The 22,493-nt window shown below is 68.5% G+C and carries 21 protein-coding genes; 10 read left to right on the top strand and 11 right to left on the bottom strand.

Annotated elements, in window-relative coordinates; translation table 11 throughout:
• Positions 1–23 precede the first annotated feature (23 nt).
• The 5 genes from ATSB10_RS12170 to ATSB10_RS12150 form a co-directional block, all read right to left on the bottom strand.
• The gene (locus ATSB10_RS12170; protein WP_063673063.1) at positions 24–347 is read right to left on the bottom strand and encodes a hypothetical protein; all 324 of its coding nucleotides are present in this window, start codon (positions 345–347) and stop codon (positions 24–26) included.
• Positions 348–476: 129 nt separating this feature from the next.
• Entirely contained in the window at positions 477–1,148 is a 672-nt protein-coding gene (locus ATSB10_RS12165) for a glutathione S-transferase family protein (protein ID WP_063673062.1), read from the bottom strand.
• Positions 1,149–1,203: 55 nt separating this feature from the next.
• Entirely contained in the window at positions 1,204–3,051 is a 1,848-nt protein-coding gene (locus tag ATSB10_RS12160; protein ID WP_236886417.1) for a family 43 glycosylhydrolase, read from the bottom strand.
• 133 nt (positions 3,052–3,184) lie between these two features.
• The gene (locus ATSB10_RS12155) at positions 3,185–4,816 is read right to left on the bottom strand and encodes an alpha/beta hydrolase-fold protein (protein ID WP_063673061.1); all 1,632 of its coding nucleotides are present in this window, start codon (positions 4,814–4,816) and stop codon (positions 3,185–3,187) included.
• A 57-nt stretch (positions 4,817–4,873) separates the two neighbouring features.
• Positions 4,874–6,106, bottom strand: coding sequence for an MFS transporter (locus ATSB10_RS12150; RefSeq protein WP_063673060.1), 1,233 nt, complete (start codon positions 6,104–6,106; stop codon positions 4,874–4,876).
• Between the two features lie 123 nt (positions 6,107–6,229).
• Here ATSB10_RS12150 and ATSB10_RS12145 point away from each other — a divergent pair, with 123 nt between their 5' ends.
• Both ATSB10_RS12145 and ATSB10_RS12140 read left to right on the top strand, forming a co-directional pair.
• Positions 6,230–6,961 carry a hypothetical protein gene (locus tag ATSB10_RS12145; RefSeq protein WP_063673059.1) on the top strand — a complete coding sequence of 244 codons (732 nt, stop codon included), beginning with the start codon at positions 6,230–6,232 and terminating at the stop codon, positions 6,959–6,961.
• A 73-nt stretch (positions 6,962–7,034) separates the two neighbouring features.
• On the top strand, positions 7,035–7,529 hold the full coding sequence (locus ATSB10_RS12140) for a DUF6491 family protein (RefSeq protein ID WP_063673058.1): 495 nt from the start codon (positions 7,035–7,037) through the stop codon (positions 7,527–7,529).
• A 21-nt stretch (positions 7,530–7,550) separates the two neighbouring features.
• Here the strand turns inward: ATSB10_RS12140 and ATSB10_RS12135 are convergent, their stop codons facing one another.
• The 4 genes from ATSB10_RS12135 to ATSB10_RS12120 all read right to left on the bottom strand — a co-directional run bounded on the left by ATSB10_RS12135 (position 7,551) and on the right by ATSB10_RS12120 (position 10,398).
• The gene (locus tag ATSB10_RS12135; RefSeq protein ID WP_063673057.1) at positions 7,551–8,372 is read right to left on the bottom strand and encodes a ferritin-like domain-containing protein; all 822 of its coding nucleotides are present in this window, start codon (positions 8,370–8,372) and stop codon (positions 7,551–7,553) included.
• 194 nt (positions 8,373–8,566) lie between these two features.
• Complete coding sequence (locus tag ATSB10_RS12130) at positions 8,567–8,983, bottom strand: universal stress protein (RefSeq protein WP_063673056.1); 417 nt, start codon at positions 8,981–8,983, stop codon at positions 8,567–8,569.
• A gap of 76 nt (positions 8,984–9,059) precedes the next feature.
• Positions 9,060–9,413: a glycine zipper 2TM domain-containing protein gene (locus ATSB10_RS12125; protein ID WP_063674472.1), complete on the bottom strand. Its 354-nt coding sequence runs from the start codon at positions 9,411–9,413 to the stop codon at positions 9,060–9,062.
• A gap of 79 nt (positions 9,414–9,492) precedes the next feature.
• The gene (locus tag ATSB10_RS12120) at positions 9,493–10,398 is read right to left on the bottom strand and encodes a YihY/virulence factor BrkB family protein (protein WP_063673055.1); all 906 of its coding nucleotides are present in this window, start codon (positions 10,396–10,398) and stop codon (positions 9,493–9,495) included.
• Between the two features lie 235 nt (positions 10,399–10,633).
• On the opposite strand from ATSB10_RS12120, the gene ATSB10_RS12115 reads away from it, so the two are divergent.
• From ATSB10_RS12115 to ATSB10_RS12085, 7 genes are all read left to right on the top strand, one after another.
• On the top strand, positions 10,634–11,083 hold the full coding sequence (locus ATSB10_RS12115; protein ID WP_063673054.1) for a hypothetical protein: 450 nt from the start codon (positions 10,634–10,636) through the stop codon (positions 11,081–11,083).
• Positions 11,084–11,246: 163 nt separating this feature from the next.
• On the top strand, positions 11,247–11,759 hold the full coding sequence (locus ATSB10_RS12110; protein ID WP_157469224.1) for a hypothetical protein: 513 nt from the start codon (positions 11,247–11,249) through the stop codon (positions 11,757–11,759).
• A gap of 51 nt (positions 11,760–11,810) precedes the next feature.
• Positions 11,811–12,689, top strand: a complete 879-nt coding sequence (locus tag ATSB10_RS12105) for an energy transducer TonB (RefSeq protein ID WP_063673052.1) — start codon at positions 11,811–11,813, stop codon at positions 12,687–12,689.
• Between the two features lie 75 nt (positions 12,690–12,764).
• A complete protein-coding gene (locus ATSB10_RS12100) occupies positions 12,765–13,523 on the top strand; it encodes a DUF2884 family protein (RefSeq protein WP_063673051.1) in 759 nt (252 codons plus the stop codon).
• Between the two features lie 126 nt (positions 13,524–13,649).
• A complete protein-coding gene (locus tag ATSB10_RS12095) occupies positions 13,650–14,087 on the top strand; it encodes a ferritin family protein (RefSeq protein ID WP_063673050.1) in 438 nt (145 codons plus the stop codon).
• Between the two features lie 126 nt (positions 14,088–14,213).
• Positions 14,214–15,020, top strand: a complete 807-nt coding sequence (locus ATSB10_RS12090) for a DUF2884 family protein (RefSeq protein ID WP_063673049.1) — start codon at positions 14,214–14,216, stop codon at positions 15,018–15,020.
• Between the two features lie 131 nt (positions 15,021–15,151).
• Entirely contained in the window at positions 15,152–16,063 is a 912-nt protein-coding gene (locus tag ATSB10_RS12085; protein WP_236886416.1) for a mechanosensitive ion channel family protein, read from the top strand.
• A gap of 36 nt (positions 16,064–16,099) precedes the next feature.
• On the opposite strand, the gene ATSB10_RS12080 is transcribed toward ATSB10_RS12085, so the two are convergent.
• Entirely contained in the window at positions 16,100–19,675 is a 3,576-nt protein-coding gene (locus ATSB10_RS12080; protein WP_063673048.1) for an ABC transporter permease/M1 family aminopeptidase, read from the bottom strand.
• Positions 19,676–19,709: 34 nt separating this feature from the next.
• Complete coding sequence (locus tag ATSB10_RS12075; protein WP_063673047.1) at positions 19,710–20,594, bottom strand: ABC transporter ATP-binding protein; 885 nt, start codon at positions 20,592–20,594, stop codon at positions 19,710–19,712.
• A gap of 208 nt (positions 20,595–20,802) precedes the next feature.
• On the opposite strand from ATSB10_RS12075, the gene aceF reads away from it, so the two are divergent.
• Positions 20,803–22,482, top strand: a complete 1,680-nt coding sequence (gene aceF / locus ATSB10_RS12070) for a dihydrolipoyllysine-residue acetyltransferase (RefSeq protein WP_063673046.1) — start codon at positions 20,803–20,805, stop codon at positions 22,480–22,482.
• Positions 22,483–22,493: the final 11 nt, after the last annotated feature.

The raw sequence follows: 22,493 nt of genomic DNA, 5'->3' as shown, positions 1-22,493 counted from the left end.
GAGCGACGTCGCGGGCGAGCCGATCAGTCCTCGTCGTGGCTGGCGAACGCCTTGCGCAGCAGCAGGAAGGCGCCGACCGTACCGGCGACGATGGCCACGGTGGCGGCAGGGTGCCGCTTCACCTGCCGGCGCAGGCGGCGGTACTGGTAGTTCGCCTCGTCGGCGAAATCCTCGGCGGCGCGGGTGATCTGGCGACCGTAGTCGTGGCCGTGGCGACCCAAGCGGCCGGTGGCACGGCGACCGCGCTCGACCAGGTCCTGTGCAGTGCTGGCGGCACCGTTGGCGTACTGGCGCACCCGGTCGCCGGCGTCGCTGAGGTGGCGTTCGATATCGCGGGTTCGGCTCATGGTCTTGGACTCCTCAAGGGCGCAGCTCGAGCGCGGGGCCGCGGTAGGCGGCAGAGCCCTTACTGTGCTCCCGATCGCGTGACCGGCGTGTCGAAGCGACAAATCGCCGCCCGGTCGCCGTTCAGCATGTCAGCCCAGCCGGTAGTCCCCGCCCCGCTCCAGGGCGCGCCGATAGGCCGGCATGGCGTGGATGCGCTCGAGGAAGGCGGCCAGGCGAGGCCAGCGTGCAGCGGTGAGTCCGCCGCGCGCGGCGGCGGCCTCCAGTGGGAAGCTCAACTGGATGTCGGCGACGCTGAAGGTCTCGCCGCCGAACCATGCTGCCTGGCCGAGCTCGCCCTCCATGTAGTCCAGGTGCGTGGTGACCTGCGGGTCCACGAAGCCTCGCTGTGCCTTGGTTGCCACGTCGCGGACGATCGGCCGGGCGAAGAACGGAGCCGGTGCCTTTTCGATCCGCTGGAACACCAGCTTGAGCAGCAGCGGCGGCATCGCCGAGCCCTCGGCGTAATGCAGCCAGTAACTCTGGCGTCGTCGCTCCGGCGTGCCGGGGGCGGCCAGCAGCCGGCCGTCGCCGTAGCGGTCGGCCAGGTACTCGACGATGGCGCCGGACTCGGCCACGACGAGTTCGTCGTCGGTGATGACCGGCGACTTGCCCAGAGGATGCACGGCGCGCAGCTCGGGTGGTGCCAGCATGGTCTTGCGGTCGCGAGCGTAGCGCTTGATCTCGTAAGGCTGGCCGAGTTCCTCCAGCAGCCACAGGATGCGCTGCGAGCGCGAGTTTTCGAGGTGGTGGACGGTGATCATCCCCGGGATCAGAGCCGATCGTCCCCGATCCCGCAAGCGCGGCCGTCGCTGACGGTCACGGATCGAGCGTGATCGTGCGCGACAGGGTGGACACGCCCCGCTCATCGAACGCCTCCACCGCCACCACATAGCGCACACCCTTGCTCAGCGCGCGCAGCTGCAGGGTGGTCGGCTGGTCGGCGAAGCGCTGGTAGGTCTCGTGCAGGCGATCGGCGCGCAGGCCCCAGCGCACGTTGTAGCCCACCGCGCCGGGCACCGGCTTCCAGGTGATGGTGGCATTGCGGGGGTCCTTGTCGCGGGTGGCCGAGACCAGTACCGGCGCCGGCGGCGGCGGACCGTCCTCGTGGCCGAACACGCGCAGGTCGGAGATCGCCAGGTGCCTCGCACCGACGTGCCGATGCACGTAGCGCACGTAGCGGATGCGGGCGGGAGCGTCGAGTTCGACGTAGGCGTTGGCGTGGTCGCGCGTCTCGTGCGAGAGGTCGGCCAGGGTCTGCCAGTGGCTGCCGTCGCTCGAGCCCTCCAGTACGAACTGGGTGACCAGGTCGGGCGCGTCGCCGTAGCGGTCGGACTGGTAGTCGGCGTAGCTGACCTGGATCGCGTCCACCGTGCGTGGGCCGCCGAGATCCAGCGTCAGGGTCTGGCCGGGGGTGTTGGCGGCGGCCAGCCAGAAGCTGCGCGGATTCTCGTCGGTGACCTGGCCCGGCCCATGGCCGGGCACCTGCGAGGACGCGGTGGCGTGCTTGTGCCAGGACAGCAGCATCCAGCCGGTGAAGGTGCTCTCGCCGGGCTTGAGCTTGTGGTCGGGCATGCGCTGCGGGAAATCGCCGAAGCGGGTGTCCACCCACATCTGGCCGTCGTCGTGGAAGCCGGCCGGGTAGAGATCGATGCGCCGCTCGAAATTCCAGTTCAGGCCGATCCAGTTGGTGCCGGTGTTCCACACGTTGCCGTAGGCATCCTCGAAGGTGGAACCGTGGCCGGCGCCCTGCACGAAACCGCCCGGCTTGTAGCCGACCGGGTTGTATGGCGCGTAGGTGAAGGGTCCCAAGGGATGATCGCTGGTGTAAACGCCGGTGGCGTAGGCGTTGTACTCGGTGCCGGGTGCGGCGTACTGCAGGTAGTAGCGGTCGCCGTGGCGGTTCATCCACGCACCTTCGATGAAGGGCTTGGTGGTCTCGTCGGTGTGGTCGCGGCCGAAGCGCTCCCAGCCGTGCTGGTCCGGGTGCAGCCGCAGCAGCGATTTCGCCGCGCCGAGCCAGGCCAGCCGCTTGCCTTCGCCTTCGGTCTCGTCGCCGAGCTTGAGGTCGATCTGCTGCCCGTACATCGGATAGACGTTGGACGAACCCCAGTACATGTAGACCTTGCCGTCGTTGTCCTGGAACAGGCCCGGATCCCATGGTCCGGGCGGCAGCTGGCCGGGCTTGATCCTGTATTCGGTGGAAGAGCTCACCGCGTTCGGCAGCGGCGGCATCAGCCGGGTCCAGAACTTCCAGTGCCCATGCGCCGGGTCGGTGGAGTAGAGCAGCGGTTCCGGGTCGGTGGTCGAGCGCATCAGGAACAGCTTGGCGCCGGCGACCAGGGTGGCCGGCGCCACTTCGCTGTCGAACGGCCACTTGTCGGGTGTGACGAAATTCCAGTGCACCAGGTCGGTGGAGTGCCAGTAGCCGTCGGCCAGGGTCTGGAACAGGTAGTACGCATCGCCGTAGCGCACCACCGCGGGGTCGGCGCCGGTGCGGTAGGAGATGCCCTGGTTCATCTGCTCGAAGTTGTAGCGGTAGTCCACGTCCATCGGATTGGCCCAGGTACGGCCGTGCGGATTGACCGCGGCACCGGCGGCGGGGGCGATCGAGGCCAGTGCAAGCGGCAGGGCGCAAGTGAGGCGGGAGCGGAGCAGTGTCGTCATGCGGGCCATGGATCCGGGAGGGCGGCCGATACGGGGTCTCCTTGCCCGCTGCGGCGGCTCGTGCAGGCGCGGCGACCAGGCTGCCGCCGCGGTATCGCCGGGTGCCCCGCGCGGGGCGCCCGGTCGCAGGGAATCAGTAGATCCAGTCGGTGGAAGTCTTCGGCGCGTGCTGGCGCATGTAGCCGGTCATCAGGTCGTACAACGCCTCGCCGCTCGGCCCCCAGCAATGCGGTGCCATCGGCTGGTAGGTGATGGACCCGGCGAAGCGCGGGTTCGTTGCGGTCTTGAGGAACGCGTCCATCGCACGCACGCCCATGTTGAGGTTGAAGGTGTCCGCATCGCCTACGTAGAGGTGCAGCTTGCCGGTGACCAGCGGGCCCAGCGTGGCCCAGTGGGTCTGCAGCAGGTAACGCAGGTCGAAGTGCTGCTTCCAGTACTCGGCCACCTGGTGGTCGATCACGCCGGTGCGCTTGTTCCAGAGCCGTTGCGGATAGCCGTCGGCACCGATCGGCCCCCAGGCCGCCTCCCAGATGTCCCACTGGCCGCCGGAGCGCGAGTGGTCGCCCACCGCCAGTTCGTAGTGGTTCTCGTCCTTCATCATCGCGTCGACGTTGCCGTCGGGCTGGCGGGTGTCCACGCGCTCGACCTTCATCCAGCCCTTGTCCACGTAATACGCGTTGGCGTCGTCGTAGATGTTCACCACCTCGTGGTGGCGGAAATCCAGCGGATCGGGGCACATCGCATAGGTGCCGCCATAGAAGCGTGGATGGAACAGCTGCTGTGCCACGGCGATCCAGCCACCGGTGGAGCCACCGGTGAGCATGCGTGCCCAGGGCTGCTCGATGGTGCGGAAGCGGCGCGCGATCTCCGGGTACAGCTCCTGGTGGATCGCGTCGTCGAACGGACCTTCGTTGGGCGAGTTGACCGCGTAGGAATCGTCGTAGAACGGCGAGGGGTGCTGCAGCGTCACCACGATCACCCGCGGCTTCTTCGCATCGTCCAGCCAGAACGCGCGCATCTTCGAATCCCTGCGCTCGAAACCGAACGGCGCATCGGTGGAGAAGTGGCCCTGGTCGTAGACCACCGGGTAGCGCACGTTCGGGTGCTCGCCATAGCCCTTGGGCAGCAGCACGGTGGCGCCGAGGTAGATCGGGTGGCCCCAGAATTTCGTCAGCAGCTTGCTCTGTATGCGGAAGCGCCTGACGTACTCGCTGTCCTTCGGAAACGGGATCGGCCCGATCACCTGGTCGGCGACCAGCCGGATCGGTGTTGCCGCCGCGGGGTCGTAGTGCACCTTCACCGGCTTGCCGTAGAGGTTGCCCGGTGAGTGCTTCCAGTCCTGGCCTTCCCACTGGTCCATGTGCATCCACAGCGTGTGCCCGTCGGCGCGCCTGAACTCGGTGTAGACGTTGACGAACGGCTGCATCCAGTAGTCGCCGGCGGGCAGGTCGCGCAGGCTGGCGAGCGGAGCGCCGTAATCGTTTACATCGATGGTCGCGAAATGACCGGGCTCAAGGCCGGTGACGTCATGCCCGAACAGCGGTACGCCGGTGATGTCGGCTTCCTCGATCGGCGGCGCCTTGTCATCGCGGCTGACCGCCACGTAGACGCGGCCGGTAACCGGCTGCGCGTGCGCGCCCGCGGCGAAGCTCACCTCGATGCGTGGCGTGGCGGCTCCCGCATCGGTGGCGGATACGTGGAAGGGCGCGGCGGCCAGCAGGCAGGCGGCGGCGAGCGAGGTCAGGGGCAGGTGGGATCGGTTCATCCCCCCGATGCTAGCCGCCCCCGCCGCGTGCACGCCACTGCCGATGGCCGGCGCGCGCTACGCAGGTTCTTGCAGTTGCTCGCGGCGTCGCAGCGAGGGAAACCAGGCCATCCACAGCGCCACCACGACCAGGGTGCCGAGGCCTCCGATCAGGGTCGCCGGCACGGCGCCGACCCAGGCCGCCAGCATGCCCGACTCGAACTCGCCCAGCTGGTTGGAGGTGTTGATGAAGATCGCGTTTACCGCGCTGACCCGGCCGCGCATGTCGTCAGGGGTGTCCAGCTGCACCAGCGCGCCGCGGATCACCATGCTGACCATGTCGAACGCGCCCAGCGCGAACAGCGCGGCCAGCGACAGCCACAGTGTGGTCGAGACTGCGAATACCAGGGTGGCCAGGCCAAAGCCGGCCACCGAGGCGAACATGGTCATGCCGACGCGCTGCTGCATGGTGTGGCGCGCCAGCCACAGCGACATCAGCAGCGCGCCCACCGCTGGGGCCGCGCGGAGCAGGCCCAGGCCCCAGGGGCCGGTGTGCAGGATGTCCCGGGCGAAGATCGGCAGCAGCGCGGTGGCACCGCCCAGCAGCACGGCGAACAGGTCCAGCGAGATCACGCCGAGCACGTCCGGGCGCTGGCGGATGAAGTGCACCCCGGCGAACACGGTCTTCAGCGTGGCCGGTTCGCGCCGCGGCGGCGTGCGCTCGTAGCGCAGCCAGGCCATCAGGCCGGCGGCGACCAGGTACAGCGCGCCGGCGACCACGTAGACCACGCCCGGCCCCGCCACGTAGAGGAAGCCGCCCAGCGCCGGGCCCATGATCATCGCCGCCTGCCCGGCCGAGGCGCTCATCGCCATCGCCCGCGGCAGGATCGGCGCCGGCACCAGCGCTGGCAGCATCGACTGCATCGCCGGGAACTCGAACGCCTTGGCCACGCCGATCGCGAACACCAGCGCGAGGATCGTCGCCTCGTGCACGCCGCCGGTGAGGGTGAGCCCGGCCAGCAGGGCGATCGCCACGAACTCCACCAGCTGCCCGAGCAGTACGATGCGGCGGCGCTCGAACTGGTCGGCGACGTGGCCGGCCGGCAGCGCCAGCAGCACCGAGGGAATGAACTGCGCCAGGCCGATCAGGCCCAGGTCCAGCGCGCGGCCGGTGATCGCGTAGATCTGCCAGCCCACGGCGACCGAGAGCATCTGGAAACCGAAGCCCGAGGCGATGCGGGCGAACCAGAACGCGACGAAGGCGCGGTGCCGGAACAGCGCGTCGCCGGCGGGGGCAGGGGAGTCGGGCATGGGGAGTCCAGGCGGGAGCGGCGATTATCGGGGCGACGGCGGTCGCGGCCAAGCCGCTGCGGTTGCGCGCGCGGCGTGGCTCGTTCCACTCTAGGGATCTGTCCTGCCACGCGGATGCATTCCATGACTGCCGGTTTCCTGCGCCCTTCGCTTTCCATCCTCGGCCTGGCCCTGCTGGCCGCGGGCTGCTCGCAGCAGGGCGGTGGCAACGCCGCGGCGCCGGCGGCGAACAAGGCGCCGGCCATCGACCAGGCGGCGCAGCGGGACCTGGACACCTACCGCCAGCTGGTGCGCATCCACAACGACGAGATGGCCACCACCTTCGGCGAGCAGATCGTGCACGACTACCCCGGCAGCGCCGCGGCGAAGGAGGTGCAGCAGACCCTGCCGGAGATCGCCAAGCGCTACCACGAGAATGCGGAGAAGAACCGCCTGGCCGGCCTGTGGCTGTACCAGGTCGCACCGATGGCCGGCGGCACGCAGTCCACCGCGGTGATCTACAACAGCGAGCCGGCGGTGGGCGACAAGGTGCGCATGGTGCTGCGCCGGCATACCGAGTGGGGGCAGAGCGCGTTCCTGTTCGGCAGCGGCAAGGGCTTCGTCTGCAAGGGCACCTGCACGCTGCCGGCCACCTTCGACGGCAAGCCGGTCGGCATCAAGGCGTTCGCCCCGCCCTCGGGCGAGCCGGCGCTGATGATCAAGGACGACAGCGCCTTCATCGCCATGCTGAAGAAGGCGAAGAAGATCACTCTCAAGGTCACCCATAAGGACAACGATCGCAGCGAAGAGCTGGTGTACGAGGTCGGCGGCTTCGATCCGGCCAAGTGGCTGCCGCTGGAGAAGAAGAGAAAGTAAACTCCGAAGCCGCTGGTGCGTTAGCAACGCGTGACTTCGGCAGAAGCATCATGGACGAGAGAGGAGAACGGCGATGAAACACCTGCGAATCCTTGCCTGGCTCGCGTTGCCAATGACTCTGGGCGCATGCGCGAGCCTGTCCGGTCGCCCCAGCGACCAGCAGCGGCGGGCCGACTACGAGGCAGCGGCCGGTCCGGCGCAGAACAGTTTTCTCTTCTACAACTCGCTGTGGTCGTGGGAGCCGCTGGGTACCGACCGGGTGGTGGTCTACGCCCGTCCCAAGCAGGCCTGGCTGCTCGACGTGCCCGGCTGCATCGACCTGCCGTTCACCAATACGATCGGCTTGACCTCCAACCTGCACCGGGTCAGCGTCGGGTTCGACAAGGTGCTGACCGGGCGCGGCGGCTTCGGCATCGACAGGGTGCAAGCTGGGCGCAGCGGCATCCCCTGCACCATCACCCGCATTCGCCCGGTGGACGTGACCAAGCTGAAGCAAGCCGAGGTGGAGCGTCGCCCCGTGGAGGAGAAGCCGCGCGACAGCGCGACCGTTCAGCCGTCCAAGCCCTGATCGTCGCCCGGCGCGTCGACCTCAGTGCAGGAAAAGCTTCTCGGCCAACTTGGCCAGGGGCTTCTCCAGCGCGTTCTGCAGGCGTGCCGGAAAATCCAGCGGCTTGAGCAGCATCTTCACGGTCATCTCGGCCGGGATGTTGCGTTTCAGGCGGCCCTGCGCGCGGGTGTTGATGCGCCGGAATTCCGCATCATTGCCCGCGTGGTGCGGGTAGCAGCGGTTGAAGACGTGGCGCATGGCGACGTCGCCGTCCTCGCTCTTGATCTCGTTGACCCGGCGCAGGATCGCGCGGAACACCTGGTAGCGACCGAAGCCCTCGCGTTCGCGGTACTGCCGGTAGTGCTGGTAGAAGTGCTTGTAGTGGCGCACTTCGTCGCTCTTGATGTGGTTGGTGAGCTGCTTGAGCACCGGCTCGTCGGTGAGGTCGTTGAGTGCCCGGTAGAGGCTGGCGGTGCCGGTCTCGACCACGCAGCGGGCCGCCAGCTCCAGTCCGCGCGAGGATTCGAGCTGCTCGCTGGTGCACATCGCGCCGTACTCGTCCCAGAACGCCTTGAAGCCGGCGTCCCAGTCGAACTCCGGCCACACGGCCCGCACGTACGCGGCCAGCGCGCGGCCGTGCTGCAGCTCCTCGTGTTCCCAGTGCTGGCTGAGCCAGGTCTGCAGTTCCTGGTCGCCAGCGAAATGGTCGACCAGGTTGTGGGTGTACAGGTCCGAGCCGCTCTCGACGAACGAAGCACTGCACAGCAGGAAGAACAGGTCTTCGTCATGGCGGACGCGGGCCTTGTCGATGCGGCTGAAGTCGATGCTCTCCAGCGTCCAGGGAAGCGATTGGGTGTAGCTCAATGGAGGATTCCTTGCCGGGGCCGCGGGCACCGGGGTGCGCCGCATGACAGATCGATGACGCCAAGCATACGGCGTGGAACGGCCGCTGGAATTAACCCCTGCCGACCCCGGCCCACGCGAGGTTGCCCTGTGACCCCGACGTGGCGGCGGAACGGCCGCGGGGAACCCTTCCGGCGGCCCGGCGGCGATGATGCCTAGCGCACGACCGTAACGGGTACGTGGGCGCGCGCGAGCACGTCCCCGGAAACCGAGCCGAGCAGCCAGCGCGCGAGCGCACCGCGCTCGGTGTGCCCGATCACGATGTGGTCGCAGCCGTGCTGCTCCAGCTGGCCGATCAGCACGTCTCCCGGGCTGCCATGGGCAAGTTCCAGGTCGACCAGCGCCTCGGCGTCGGGCTGCAAGGTCTTCAGCTCGTCCAGCAACTCGCGCGCTCTCGCCATGCCCGAGTCGGCCATCATCAGCGCGCAGGCATCGGCGCCGGCCTCGGTGACCTGCAGCACCGACACCACGCGCACGCGCCCGTCGAATGCGCGCGCCACCGCCATGGCCAGCTCGAATGCGCGCTTGGATGTGTCCGAGCCGTCATAGCCGACCAGCGAGTACTTGAACATCCGGACACCTCCGCGACTTGCCGTGGACGACAGTCCGATCATGCCACGGTCGCCGCGTGGCAGAGATCCGGATCGCTCAGCGGTGATCGACCCAGTGGCAGCGCCGCTCGATGTGCGTGCCGGCATGTTCGTCCTGATGATGCTCCTGCACCTTCTTGCCGGCGTAGCCGCCGGCCACCGCGCCGCCGATCGTGGCCAGGGTCTTGCCCTTGCCGCCGCCGACCTGATGGCCGAGCAGGCCGCCGGCCACTGCGCCGATCGCCGTGCCGGCGATCTGGTGCCGGTCTTTCGGCGTGTTCTTCACCCGGACGTTCTCGCAGACCTGGTGACGGCCCTCGTGATGGTGATGATCCTGTGCGTGCACGGGCGAGATCCCGGAGAGCAGGCTGCCGGCGAGCACCGAAAGCAGCAGGCGATGAATCGTTGGCATGGCGAACTCCTCATGCGTGACCAGATCGGAATGCAAAGTCTTCCGGTCGCACCGTGAGCGGAGGGTGCAGCGGGCGTGCTCAGGGCGTCTCGGGACGTCGATGACGCCGAACCGCGTGGGCCCGGGGCACGATCGGGTGGCCGCGCACCTCCGCGACCGCCTGGGTGAGCTCCGCCCCCAGCAGCAGGATCAGTGCCGAGTAGTAGACCCATACCAGCAACACCACGACGCCGCCGGCCGGTCCGTACGCACCCCCGACGTCGCTGCGGGAGAGATAGACGCCAATGCCGAACTTGCCCACTGCGAACAGCACCGCGGTCAGCGCTGCGCCCACCAGGGCGTCGGGCCAGGCGATCTGCGCGTCCGGCAGTACCTTGAAGATCGCCGCGAACAGCGCGCTGAACAGGGTGAGGGAAATCAGCGTCTCCAGGGCCTGCCAGACCAGCGAGTCGCCGCGGACGAACACGGCGATCAGCGCGCTGGCGGCGAACGACACCACCATCAGGAACGCCAGCGACAGCAGCAGTCCCAGGGCCATCATGCGCGCGCGCAGCCAGTCCTTGATCGCCCCACCCGGTCGGGGCGCCAGGTTCCAGACCCGGTTGATCGCGCCCTGCAACTGGGCGAACACGGCCGAAGCACCGGCCAGGGTCACCCCCAGGCCGATCAGCCCGGCCCAACTGCCTACCGTGGGCCGCTCGCGGGCATTGGCCAGCACCAGGGTCACCGCGTCGGAGGCGCGCGGGCCGACCAGCTGCTGCAGCGAGGCGGTCAGCTGCTGCTGCCATTCCGGTCGCAGCGATGCGGCGATCCACAGCAGCAACACCAGCAGCGGCGCGAACGACAGCGCCGAATAGAACGCCAGCGCAGCGGCCCGCGTACCGAGTTCGTCGTGGGCGAAGCCGTGGATCGTGCGTCGCAGGATCTCGCGGCCCTGGGCGAGGGTTGGTCGCGGCGGAGCGGTGGGCTCGATACGGGACGGCATGGCGCGGCTCCGTGTGCTTTCGTGACTGGGGGCGTCGCCCGGAACATGAACGACAGCGTAGCTGCATCCACGGCCCCATCGGCGGATCACTGAACGCTCGCTTCGGCTGCACGCCTCCATCACGCCGGCGTCCCGATCCTGCCAACCCACCGCGGCCCGGCGACGACCCAAACGAGGCCCGCCGCGGCCGGGGCCCCCGACAGGGCGTTCTTCCAGACATCAACAGGAGATCACCATGATCAAGCGCAATCACGCTCTCGCCGCCCTTCTGCTGGCCACGGCTGGCGCGATGGGCGCCATCGGCGCCCAGGCCGCCGAAGCCAGCGTCAAGTGTGACCTCACCTACAGCCTCTCCGGCTGGTCGATCCTCTACAAGCACGCCGAGGGTGCGGGCATGGTCACCTGCGACAACGGGCAGTCGGCCCACGTGAAGATCACGGTGGTCGGCGGTGGCCTGACCGCCGGCAAGTACCACGTCGACAACGGCAAGGGCGAGATCAGCAAGGTGCACAGCATCGACGAGGTGTTCGGTTCCTACGCCCAGGCGGGCGCCGAGGCCGGCGTGGTCAAGAGCGGCACCGCCCAGGTGCTGACCAAGGGCACCACCTCGCTGGCGCTGGCCGGTACTGGCGAGGGTGTCAACCTCGGCATCTCGGTGGGCAAGTTCACCATCACCCGGGAGTAAGCCGTCGCTGCGCGGCTGGCCTGGCCGCGAGCTTCGCCAGGGGCGCCCTCGTGGCGCCCTTGTGCGTTGGGGGGGATACACTGCGCGGTCTGTTCCGGAGGAATCCAGCCATGCGCACGTCGTCCGCTTCGCCCGCCCGTCCCGCTTCGAGGGGGCGCGCCTGATGGACCGCATGCGCGATCCGGGGCGGGGCTTTGCGTTCTGGCGTATCGGCCTGTGGCTGGTGCTGATGCTGTCGGCGTTCGGTGCGCTGCAATACGGTGTGCATGCCCGCCGGGTCTGGCGCGTGCTGACCCAGCCGGCGCTGGCAGACGAGGCCCGGACCATGTTGCATGGCATGCTGGCGTGGGATCTCGGCTATTTCGTCGCGGCGGCGGCGCTGGTGGTGCTCTGTGCCGCCGGCATCCTGCGCCAGGGCTGGTCGCGTCCCGTGCTGCGCGTTGCGCTGGGCTTGCTCGCACTGGGTCTGTTCGCCAGCGGCGCGATGCTGTTGCACCGTTGGCATGCCTGGAGCAACACGCCGCACGACCTGCCCGACACGCCGGCGCTGCTCGCCGGGCAGGCACGCACGGTGCATCTGTCATTGGGGTTCGACGCGGTAGCCATCGTGCTGGTGGTCTGGCTGATCTGGCGGCTGGGCCGGCCGCAGGTGCGGGCACAGTTCCGGCGGCGGTGACGCTGCGCTGCGCGCAGCTTGGACTGTTGGCGTGGAGACAAGGAGGTGGGTATGCGCCGGATCCTGAGCAAACCGTTCATCGCAGGCCTGCTGCTCGCGGGCCTGTGCCTGGCCGTGGCGCCCGTGGCGAGGTCGACGGCGACGCAGCGACCACAGGCGAGCATGCTCGTGCTGGGTTCGCTCACCGTCGGCAGTGACGGCAGGGTCGTCGATCACACGCTGGATGATGCCGCCCGGCTGCCCGCTCCGGTGGTCGATGTGATCGACCGCAACATCGCCCGCTGGCGTTTCCAGCCGGTGCTGCGTGACGGTCACGCGGTGCCGGCGCATTCGCGGATGAGCCTGCGGGTGATAGCGCAGCCCGGTGGCAAGAGCGACTACGTGTTGTCGATCGATGGTGTGCACTTCGGCGCATCCGGCGATGGCAGCGGTAGCCGCATCCGCAACATCGCACCGGAGTATCCGCCCCAGGCCATAGCCTCGCAGGTGGCCGGCACGGTCTATCTGGTGTTACGCATCGATGCGCAGGGACACGTGCAGGACGTGGCCACCCGGCAGGTCGACCTGCGCTACCTCGGCAACCGCTGGCAGATGGCGCGCTACCGCAAGCTGCTCGGCCGGGCGGCCGAACGTGCGGCGCAACGCTGGTTGTTCAAGCCGCTGCCGGCCGGGCAGGCAGCGGCCGAGCGTTATGCGATGGTGCCGGTGGTCTTCGGCATCCACGTGTTCGGCGTTCCGGGCATGCCTCCCGATGGACCCGGGCACTGGGTCAGCTACATGCCGGGTCCGGTGCAGACGGTGCCCTGGTTCGATGCGCCGCGCATGCTCCCGGGCCTCAACGGAAATCTCGACGCGCTGCCTGGCCAGGGCGTCTACATGGCCAATCCGGACGGCAGCCTGCACCTGCTCAGCAAACTCGGCGGAGGCTAACCCCTCGCCGGTGCGGTTCAGGGTGGGTTGACCGCCCGCCGGTTATCGGTGGCGTTTTGGCCCCGGCAAGGTTCGATGCGCACCCCACTCCTCCTCCTCCTCGCGATGTCCACCTTCGCCGCCACCGGTGTGGCAACGGCGGCGCCCCTGACGCTGCGCTGCCCGGCCAGCAGCAGCTACGACCTCACCGTACAGCCGGACCGGCTGGTATTCGATCGGACCGGCCCTGCGCCGACACGGGTGGTGATGGGCCGGAGTTCGCTGGTCACCGACGGCACGCCGGTGGCGCTGAATGCCGAAGACCAGGATCGCGTGGCCCTATTCGACCGCGACCTGCGCGCGCTGTTGCCGCGGGTGCGCCGGGTGGCCGGCCACGGGGTGGACGTGGCGGTGCAGGCCATCCGCGACGAGGCTTCCGGGTTGTCGCTGGCACCCGCCACGCGACAACTGCTCGACCAGCACCTGGCGACCGATGCCGATGCGCTGCACCAGCGCATCGACACCAGTCAGAGTACGCGCGACTGGCAGGGCGATGCCGTCCGCCAGCTGGGCGACCAGTTCGCCGCCGACCTCGGTCCGATCGTGGCCGGCGACCTCGGACAGCAGGCGCTGCAGGCGGCGATGAATGGCGATCTCGACACGGCGTCGCGCCTGCGCGACCAGGCGGCTGATCTGGCGACCACGCTGCAGCCTCGGATTGCTAGTCGGTTAAAGGTGTTACAGCCCCAGATCGATGCGCTGTGTCCCTCGATCGAGCGGCTGGCCGGACTGCAGCAGGGCCTGCGTGATGCACAGGGGCGCCCGCTGCAACTACTCGACGCGGCCGGGAGATAGCGGAATAGCGGAGCAACCGCAACGGCAGCTAAAGGCCCGGATGGCGGCATCGGTGGGGTTAATCCGTGGCTAAGCGCTGGCTGACGACCATGGGTGGCAACCCTTTCACCCCGGAGGCCAGACGCCGTGGCGCTGGCAACACAACCGCTCTACAACGCGCTGATCCGACGCAGCATCGACCTGCAGCGGCTGTGCCAGCTCGCGGCGCAGCAGGTCGTGGAGCCGGGTCTGCGCGTCGTGCTGCTGGAGAACGCGGCGGCGCTGGAGCTGTTCGTGCTGGATCTGCAGATGGAGCTGAGCGCGCGCGGCGGCCGCCCGGCCACGACCGGCCGATGGCGCGGCCCGCTGCAGCGGCGGTTGGCCAGCTGGTGGGCGCGCGGCATGCCCCTGAAAGACACCCAGTGGATCCGTCTGCTGTCGCGTCGCGAGGCGGTCCTGGTGCGGCATTTCGAGGAGGCCATGGCGCTGGCCCCGATCGACACCGCGCAATGCCTGCGCCGGCTGGCATCCCGCCTCCAGGCGATCCACCTCGACATGGGCATGCTGGCCGGCGTTCCGCACTGAGCGTTGCTGCATCCATCCAGTGACTGATGGCACGGCATGACGGCTGGCCCATGGCCCGGCCGCGCCGGCGGAGCATCGTGACGCCCAGGGTCGGCATCGCCGCCGACGGTCACGGGGAGGCGCAGCATGCGCACGACGATCACTACGCTGGCGCTCGGCGCCGCACTGGCGCTCACGGCGCCGCTCCACGCGCACGACTTCCACGGCTCGATGGGCCACTGCAGCTTCAACACCGATTACGACGTGCGCATCAGCGACGCCGGCATCGCCTTCAGCCGCGACGACGGCGAGCCCACCCGGGTGTTCATGCATGACGGCAGCCTGCGCATCGACGGCAAGCCGGTGGCGGTCGATGCCGCCGATGCCGCGCGACTGCGCAGCTACGAAGGCTCGGTGCGCACCCTGGTGCCCGAGGTGGCGTCGATCGCCCGCGAAGGGCTCGACATCGGCTTCGACGCGCTGACCACGGTCGCCACCACCTTCGCCGAGGACGGCGATGCGAGGAGCCACCTGATCGATCGCCTCAACCGCAGCCGCACCCGCGCGATGGCCCAGCTCGACGCGGGCATCGGCAGCGGCGTGTGGACGCGTCAGGCGATGGAGGATTCGTTCGAGGGCGGCATCCAGGATGCCGTCTCCGAGCTGGTCGGCACGGTCACCGCAGGCGCGGTGAAGGCTGCGCTCAGCGGCGACCAGGCGAAGATCGCCGCGCTGGAGGCGCGTGCCGATTCGCTCGACCAGGCGATCGACAAGGAGGTAAACGCCCGAGCCGACCGTCTCGGTGCACGCGCCGAAATGCTCTGCCCGAAGCTGCGCGAGCTGGACCAGCTGCAGCGCCAATTCACTTTCCGCCTGCCGGATGGATCGCCGCTGCGATTGATCGGCGAGGATCAGGATCGCGGCGCGGACAAGGACAAACTCGCGACCCGTTGACGGCCGCGCCATGCGGCCACGAGCGCCGCCGATGCCCGGCATCGGCGGCGCTCGTATGAGAAGAGCCTGCAAAATCTTGATGAGCCGGCTGTTAGTCTCCCCGCGTTTTCATAGCGAGAGAGAGCCCGCCGATGCGATTTTCCAGCGCCCTTGCCATCGACCCGACGTCCACCACCAGCGCGATGGGTCGCATGTCGCATTATTTCGTCGCGAACTGGGACAAGTACGCCGATCAGGCGGTGCAGATGGGCCTGAACCTGGCCGAGGCATTGCTGGTGCTGCTGGTCGGCCTGTGGGTGGCACGGCGGCTGGCCGACGTGGTCGAGCGCGCGCTCGGTCGTGCGAGTTTCGACGTCACCCTGTCCAGCTTCCTGCGCAATCTGCTCTATGGCGTGCTGTTGACGCTTTTGATCGTGACCGCCTTGCAGGTGGCCGGCGTGCCCTCCGCGCCGCTGGTCGCCGCACTCGGCGCCAGCGGTCTGGCCGTTGGCCTGTCGCTGCAGGGGTCGCTCAGCAACCTTGCCTGGGGCGTGCTGCTGGCGGTGTTCCGGCCGTTCCGCGTGGGCGACTTCGTCACCGTCGGCGGCGTGATGGGCACGGTCGAGGCGATCAACCTCATGTATACGCACCTCCTGCTGCCGGACGGCCGCGAGGCGGTGGTGCCGAACGCGAAGGTGGGCGGCGACGCGATCACCAATTTCAACCGCCGCGGCACCCGCCGCTTCGAGCTGACCGTGGGCATCGGCTACAAGGACGACATCAAGGCGGCCAAGGCGGAGATCCACAAGCTGTTCGACGCCGACGAGCGCATCCTGAAGGATCCCGCGCCCGGCGTATGGACCACCAATCTCAACGAGAGCTCGGTGGATCTGGTGATCCGCGCCTGGACCGTGACGGCGGATTTCTGGGCGGCGCAGACCGACTTCCTGCAGGCGGTGAAGGAAGCCTTCGACGGCGCCGGCATCAGCATCCCGTTCCCGCAGCGCGAACTCACCGTGGTGCAGGGCAGTTTGCCGGCTTCGGGCGGCAATCAGGGCGGATGATGGTGCGGCGCGGTCCCTCCGGTCCGCGCCATCGGATTACTCGATCGTCACCGCGTGGCGATTGTCCGAAGGGATCCGATCGATCAGCTCGTTGTAAGGATCCACCCCTGCCTCGGCCGGCACGCCGTCCACCGTCACCGTTAGCGTGCTATCGCCATTGGGTAGCACGCGCTTGGCCAGGTACAGCGGCTTGCCGTCAAGGCCCTTGCCGGGGGACTTGGCGAACACGCCGATCTCCACCGGGATGTCCGGCGTGGCCGGGGTCTCCTTGCCGTGCTCGTCCACGTACGACTTGCCGGCATGCACCTTCATCGTCACCTCGTAGCGCCCGTCCGGCAGTTTCTTCGCGGTGGCCTCGGTGGTGCGGTTGTCGAAGAAGGTGATCTTCCAGAACAGGTCGTCGATCAGGTGGTGCCACTTCGGATCGACGCCGCGCTCCAGGTACTGCATGAATTCCTGCGAGGTGGTGTACGGCGGCTGCTGGAACGCCTTGTCGTGCAGGAACTGCTTCAGTACCGCGTCCACGGTGTCCTCGCCCACATAGTCCTGCAGCGCGTAGAACACCAGCGACGCCTTGCGGTAATGGATGTACAGCTGGTTCTGCTCGACCTTGGCCAGCGGCTCTTCCTGGGCCGGATCGCCGGCGCGGCTGGCCAGGTAGTTGTCCAGCTCGTATTTCAGGAACCGGCGCATCTGGTGTTCGCCGTAGCGGTGTTTCATCACCATCAGCGCCGAGTACTGCGCCAGCGATTCGCTGAGCATGGTCGAGCCCTGCATGTTGGCGCCGATCACCTGGTGCGCCCACCACTGGTGAGCCACCTCGTGGGCGGTGACGTAATACGGGTAATCGATCTTTGCCGGGTCGCGCAGGTCGGCAATGAAGCCCACCGATTCGGAGAACGGAATGGTATTGGCGAACGACTGCGCGAAGCTGGCGTAGTTCGGGAACTCCAGGATGCGCAGCTGGCGGAACTGGTAGGGCGAGAAGTGCGTGGTGTAGTAGTCCAGTGCATCCTTCGCGCCGCGCAGCATGTCGTCCACGTTCCAGCCGTGCTCGGGGTTGTAGTAGACCTCCAGCGCGACGTCGTGCCAGCGATCCTTCCTTACCGCGTAGCGGCCGGAGATCCACGAGAAGAAGTCGAGCATCGGCTGGTCCATCTCGTAGTGGAAATAGCGCCTGCCGTTGGCGCGCCACTCCTTCTGCAGGTAGCCCGGTGCCATCGCGATCTGGTCGTCGGCGGTGGACACGGTGGTCTCGAAGTGGATCCAGTCCGAGTCGTTGCTGATGTAGGTGTTGGCGCGCGCGGCATCGTCGCCCAGCGGCGGCATGCGCGGCACGTCTTCCTTCAGGCCGTACTTGCGACGGGTGTTGCGGTCGGTGAGCCGGTTGTCCGGCTGATAGCCGAAGCGCGGCAGCACGGTGCTGTTGAAGAACGTGCCGTTGTGGGCCAGGAACTGGCCTTCCGGGGCGTTCGTGAAGCCCCTCGGGTCGTAGTCGAGGGTGGCATCGAACGGCATCGATGCACCTGGCGCCAGCGGCGTCTTCAACTTGTAGATGGCGTAGCCGAGGCTGCGGTCCATCGACACCGTGTCGTGAGGGGCGAAGGCGAGCGTGGTGGTGAAGGCGGTATCGGTGTTGACGTGCAGTTCGCTGATCGGCGTGTCGTGCCGGTTCACCAGGGTCATGTGCGCGACGATGTGCAGGTGACGTTGTGCCGGGTCGATGTCGACGTCGGCGTTCACCGCGGTGATGCGCGGCTGCGCCACGCCGGCGTAGCGGGCGTATTGCTTCTCGTAGTCGGCGCGCTGCTGCTCCAGCGCTTCGCTGCTGCGATAGGTGTTGAGCACGTTGGTGTTGTAGAAGATCCACGCCCCGCTGGTGGCGAAGGCGAGCGGGGCCACCACGATCATCGCCCGAAGCGGGCCGCGCAGGCGGGCACGCGCCTCGCGCCAACGGTCGCGCCAGCCACCGGGTGTGCCGCGTACCCAGAACAGGGCGGCGATGCCGGCCAGCACCACGGCCAGGCAGGTCCAGTAACCGTCGAACCAGAGCACCGCTGGCAGGAAGTGGCCGAAGCCGTTGAGATCCGAATAGGGCAGCGCCGGTGTGGTGCCGTAGTTGTACAGGTGGTGTTCCCAGTGCAACAGGCCGAAGCCGATCAGGCTGGCCACCAGCCACAGCACGGTCAGCAGATAGCCGAGGAACTTGTTGTTGGCCAGCGTCTGCAGGAACACCGCCAGCACCGCCAGCAGGAGGTAAGGCACCGCGTCCAGCAGGAGTGTCGCCAGGTACAGGCCCGGCTCCAGGTGCGTGTAGCCATGGGCGAGCTGCCATCCGATGCCAACCAGCGCCCCCAGGCCGAGGAAGCAGCCCACCACCGCGAACAACGCCAGCAGCTTGGCCAGTAGCGGTACGAGGTCAGGGACGGGGAAGGCGTCGCTGACCTGGGCCACGCCGGCGCCGCGCTCGCGCCACACCAGCTCGCCGGCGTAGAAGGTGATGATGATGTACAGCATCACCTGGAACCCGCCCTCCACGGTTTCCACCATGCGGTGGGTCACCGGATAGGTCGGCGTGCCGTAGAGCTGCCCCGACAGGGCGAGGATCGCCAGTACGTTGACCAGGGCCAGTGCCGCCATGACCACGAAGGGCACGCCGCCGAGCACCGCGCGGGTGTCGAAGGCCCATTGCGCCCGAAACTGCGCCAATGCGGCGCGCAGTCCCCTGGCCTGTTCGGTCTGGACGGGAGTCGACGACGCCGGCGCCAGCACGGGTGGTTCCGCACGATGCTTGCGCAGGGTCGGCTGCCAGCCGGTGCGGTCGGCGCGGAACAGGACCAGCGACGCGACGAACATCGCAGCACCGACGCCGCCCCACAGCAGTCGGTTGAACAGCAGCACGCCGGACACCGCCGGCAGGTCGTGGTTGAGCTGGTCGGCCGACCAGTAGCGCGTGACGATCGCCAGCGTGCGGCCGCCGAACGGGTCGAGGATGGCGGCCAGCCAGTGGTTGTTGACGTCGCGGGTGAGCAGGCCGGTCACGATCTGGAGCACGAAATACACCACCACGCCGATGTAGGCGGCGAGCAGCGAACGGGTAGTGGTGGCGATCAGGTAGAGCAGGCCGGCGATGAACAGCATTGCCGGCGCCACCATCACGCCCAGCGACCACAGGTAGCCTGCCCAGCGCGACGGTCCCAGGCGGGCGGCGTCGACCCAGGGCATCAATCCACCCAGCCACAGGCCCAGCGCGCACACGACGAGGATCCCCAGGCAGGCCAGGTAGCCGGCCACGAAGCGTCCGCCCACGTATGCACCGCGCGAGACCGGCGTGCTGAACATCAGCTCGGCCGTGCGCGCCTCGAAGTCGCGCAGCGCCGCACCAGCGACGAACAGCGTGACCAGGAAGATGCTGAAGACCGTCAGCACCGACATCAGCTTGACCGTCACCATCGGCGCGTTGCGCCAGACGTTGCCGGCGGCGCCACCCAGCGCGACCGCGTCGGTGCTGGTCAGGGTGAAGGCCATCGCGCCGAATACGGCGGCGACCAGCCAGAAAAGGGGCGAGCGCAACTGCTGTCGCCATTCGAAGCGGAAGATCTCGAGAAACATGTGCGTGTCCTGTGCGAGGCGTGGCATCCCGCGCTCAGGCGGCGCGGGTGGTGGCCTGCGCGCGCAGGCGGCCGAAGTACACGTCTTCCAGGTCGGGCGCCACGGCGACGAAACCTTCGCCGGGCGACTGGTCGGCCAGCACGTGGATCTGCGTGCGGCCGGCCAGCAGGCGGGTGGACAGGATGGTCATGCGGGCGCGATAGCCGTCCAGCTCGGCCTTGTCGATGGTGCGGCGCCAGACCCGGCCCTCCAGGCTGGCGATCGCCTCCAGCGGCTCGCCGGCCAGCAGCACCTGGCCCTGGCCGAGGATGGCCATGCGCGGACACAGGTCGGTGACATCCTCCACGATGTGGGTGGACAGGATCACCACGCAGCGCTCGCCGATCTCGGCCAGCAGGTTGAGGAAACGGTTGCGTTCCTCCGGATCGAGGCCGGCGGTGGGCTCGTCCACGATCACCAGCTTCGGCTCGCCGATCAGTGCCTGGGCGATGCCGAAGCGCTGGCGCATACCGCCGGAGAAGGTGCCGAGCTTGCGCTTGCGCACGTCCCACAGGTTCACCTGGCGCAGCAGCGCCTGCACCAGCTCCTGGCGCGGACCGCGCGCGGTGATGCCCTTGAGCACCGCGAAGTGCTCGAGCATGGCCTCGGCCGTGACCTTGGGATACACGCCGAACTCCTGCGGCAGGTAGCCGAGCAGGCGCCGGGTGGCCGGTTTGTCGGTCAGCAGGTCCTGGCCGTCGAGGGTGATGCTGCCGCTGTCCGGATCCTGCAGCGTGGCGATGGTGCGCATCAGCGAGGACTTGCCCGCGCCGTTGGGTCCCAGCAGTCCGAACATCCCGCGCGGGATGTCGAGCGACACCTCGCGCAGGGCGCGCACGCCGTTGGGATAGGTCTTGGACAGGTCGCGAATGGCCAGCATGGGGTCCCTCCTGCGCTGCGGATGCGGCGCCTGCGGGGCCAGCTTACGGTGGAAGAGCAGAGGCGGCATGCGCCCAAGGTCATGCCCATACGTCGGCGAACGGGCGTTATGACAACGTTTTCAGTGCCGTCCGCGGCCCGGCTTGGTTATCATGGAAATCTTGCCGCGGTCGCATCCCCGCGCCCCGTCCCCATCTGCAGGAGTCCCCATGGCCGACCTCAAAGAAGCACGCGTTCCGGATATCGGCGGCGACAAGGTGCCCGTGATCGAGGTGCTGATCAAAGTCGGCGACCGGGTGGAGAAGGAGCAGGGGCTGGTCACGCTGGAGTCGGACAAGGCCACGATGGAGGTGCCTGCGCCGTTCGCCGGCGTGGTGAAGGAAATCAGGGTCAAGCTCGGCGACGAGGTCGGCGAGGGCACCGTGATCGCGATGATCGAGGCCGAGGGCGCTGCCGCACCGGCCCCGGCGCCCGCACCGGTCGCCGCTCCGGCCAAGGCCGAGGCGCCCACGAAGAGCGCCCCTGCACCGGCCCCGGCCGCTGCGCCGGCACCCGCCACCAGCGGCGGCGTGCGTGAAGCCCGCGTGCCGGACATCGGCGGCTTCGACGCCGTTCCGGTGATCGAGATCCTGGTACAGGTCGGCGACCGCGTGGCCAAGGACCAGGGCCTGATCACGCTGGAGTCGGACAAGGCCACGATGGAAGTGCCCGCGCCGTTCGCCGGCGTGGTCAAGGAACTCAAGCTCAAGCTCGGCGACGAGGTTTCCGAAGGCAGCCTGATCGCGCTGATCGAATCGGCCGAGGGCGCGCCCGCCGCCGCTCCGTCCCCGGCACCGACGCCCGCGCCCGCGCCGGCCGCGGAGAAGCCGGCCCCGATCGGTGGCCGCGCGGTGCAGCCGGGCGTCGCGCCGGACGGTGACCCGCCGCCGCAGGCGCGCCCGCCGTTCGACGCGAAGATCGTGATGCCCGGTGACGCGCCGTATGCCAGCCCGGCGATCCGCGCCTTCGCGCGCGAGCTGGGCGTGGACATCCAGCAGGTGAAGGGCAGCGGTCGCGGCGGCCGCATCCAGCGCGAGGACGTCAGTGCCTACGTCAAGCACGCGCTGGCCTCGGGTGCGCGGCCGGTGCAGGGCGCGCCGGTGGCCGCCGGTGGCGGCCTCAACCTGCTGCCGTGGCCGAAGGTCGACTTCGCCAAGTTCGGCGAGATCGAGGAGAAGCCGCTCTCGCGCATCCAGAAGATCTCCGGCGCCAACCTCGCGCGCAACTGGGCGATGATCCCGCACGTCACCCAGCACGAGGACGCCGACATCACCGAGATGGAGGCGTTCCGCAAGGCGCTCGGTGCGGAGAACAAGGACCTGAAGATCACCCCGCTGGTGTTCCAGATGAAGGCGGTGGTGGCGGCGCTGAAGCAGTTCCCGCAGTTCAACGCCTCGCTCGACGAGACCGGCGAGAAGCTGGTGCTGAAGACGTACTTCCACATCGGCATCGCGGTGGACACGCCCGACGGCCTGGTGGTGCCGGTGATCCGCGATGTCGACAAGAAGGGCCTGCTCGACCTGGCCCGCGAGCTGGGTGAGATCTCGAAGAAGGCGCGCGACAAGAAGCTCGGCCCGGCCGACATGTCCGGCGGCTGCTTCTCGATCTCTTCGCTGGGCGGCATCGGCGGCACCGCGTTCACGCCGATCGTGAACGCGCCGGAGGTGGCGATCCTGGGCGTCTCCAAGGCCGCCATGAAGCCGGTGTGGAACGGCAAGGAATTCGCGCCGCGGCTGATGCTGCCGCTGTCGCTGTCCTACGACCACCGGGTGATCGACGGCGCGCTGGCCGCGCGTTTCGCCGCCTTCCTCGCACAGCAGCTGGGCGACATCCGCCGCCTGCTGCTCTGACCGGGGCGCCG

This window comes from Dyella thiooxydans (assembly GCF_001641285.1).
In the GTDB taxonomy this organism is placed as follows: domain Bacteria; phylum Pseudomonadota; class Gammaproteobacteria; order Xanthomonadales; family Rhodanobacteraceae; genus Dyella_A; species Dyella_A thiooxydans.
Note: the sequence above shows the minus strand (reverse complement) of the source record. Positions and strands in the feature narration are given on the sequence as shown.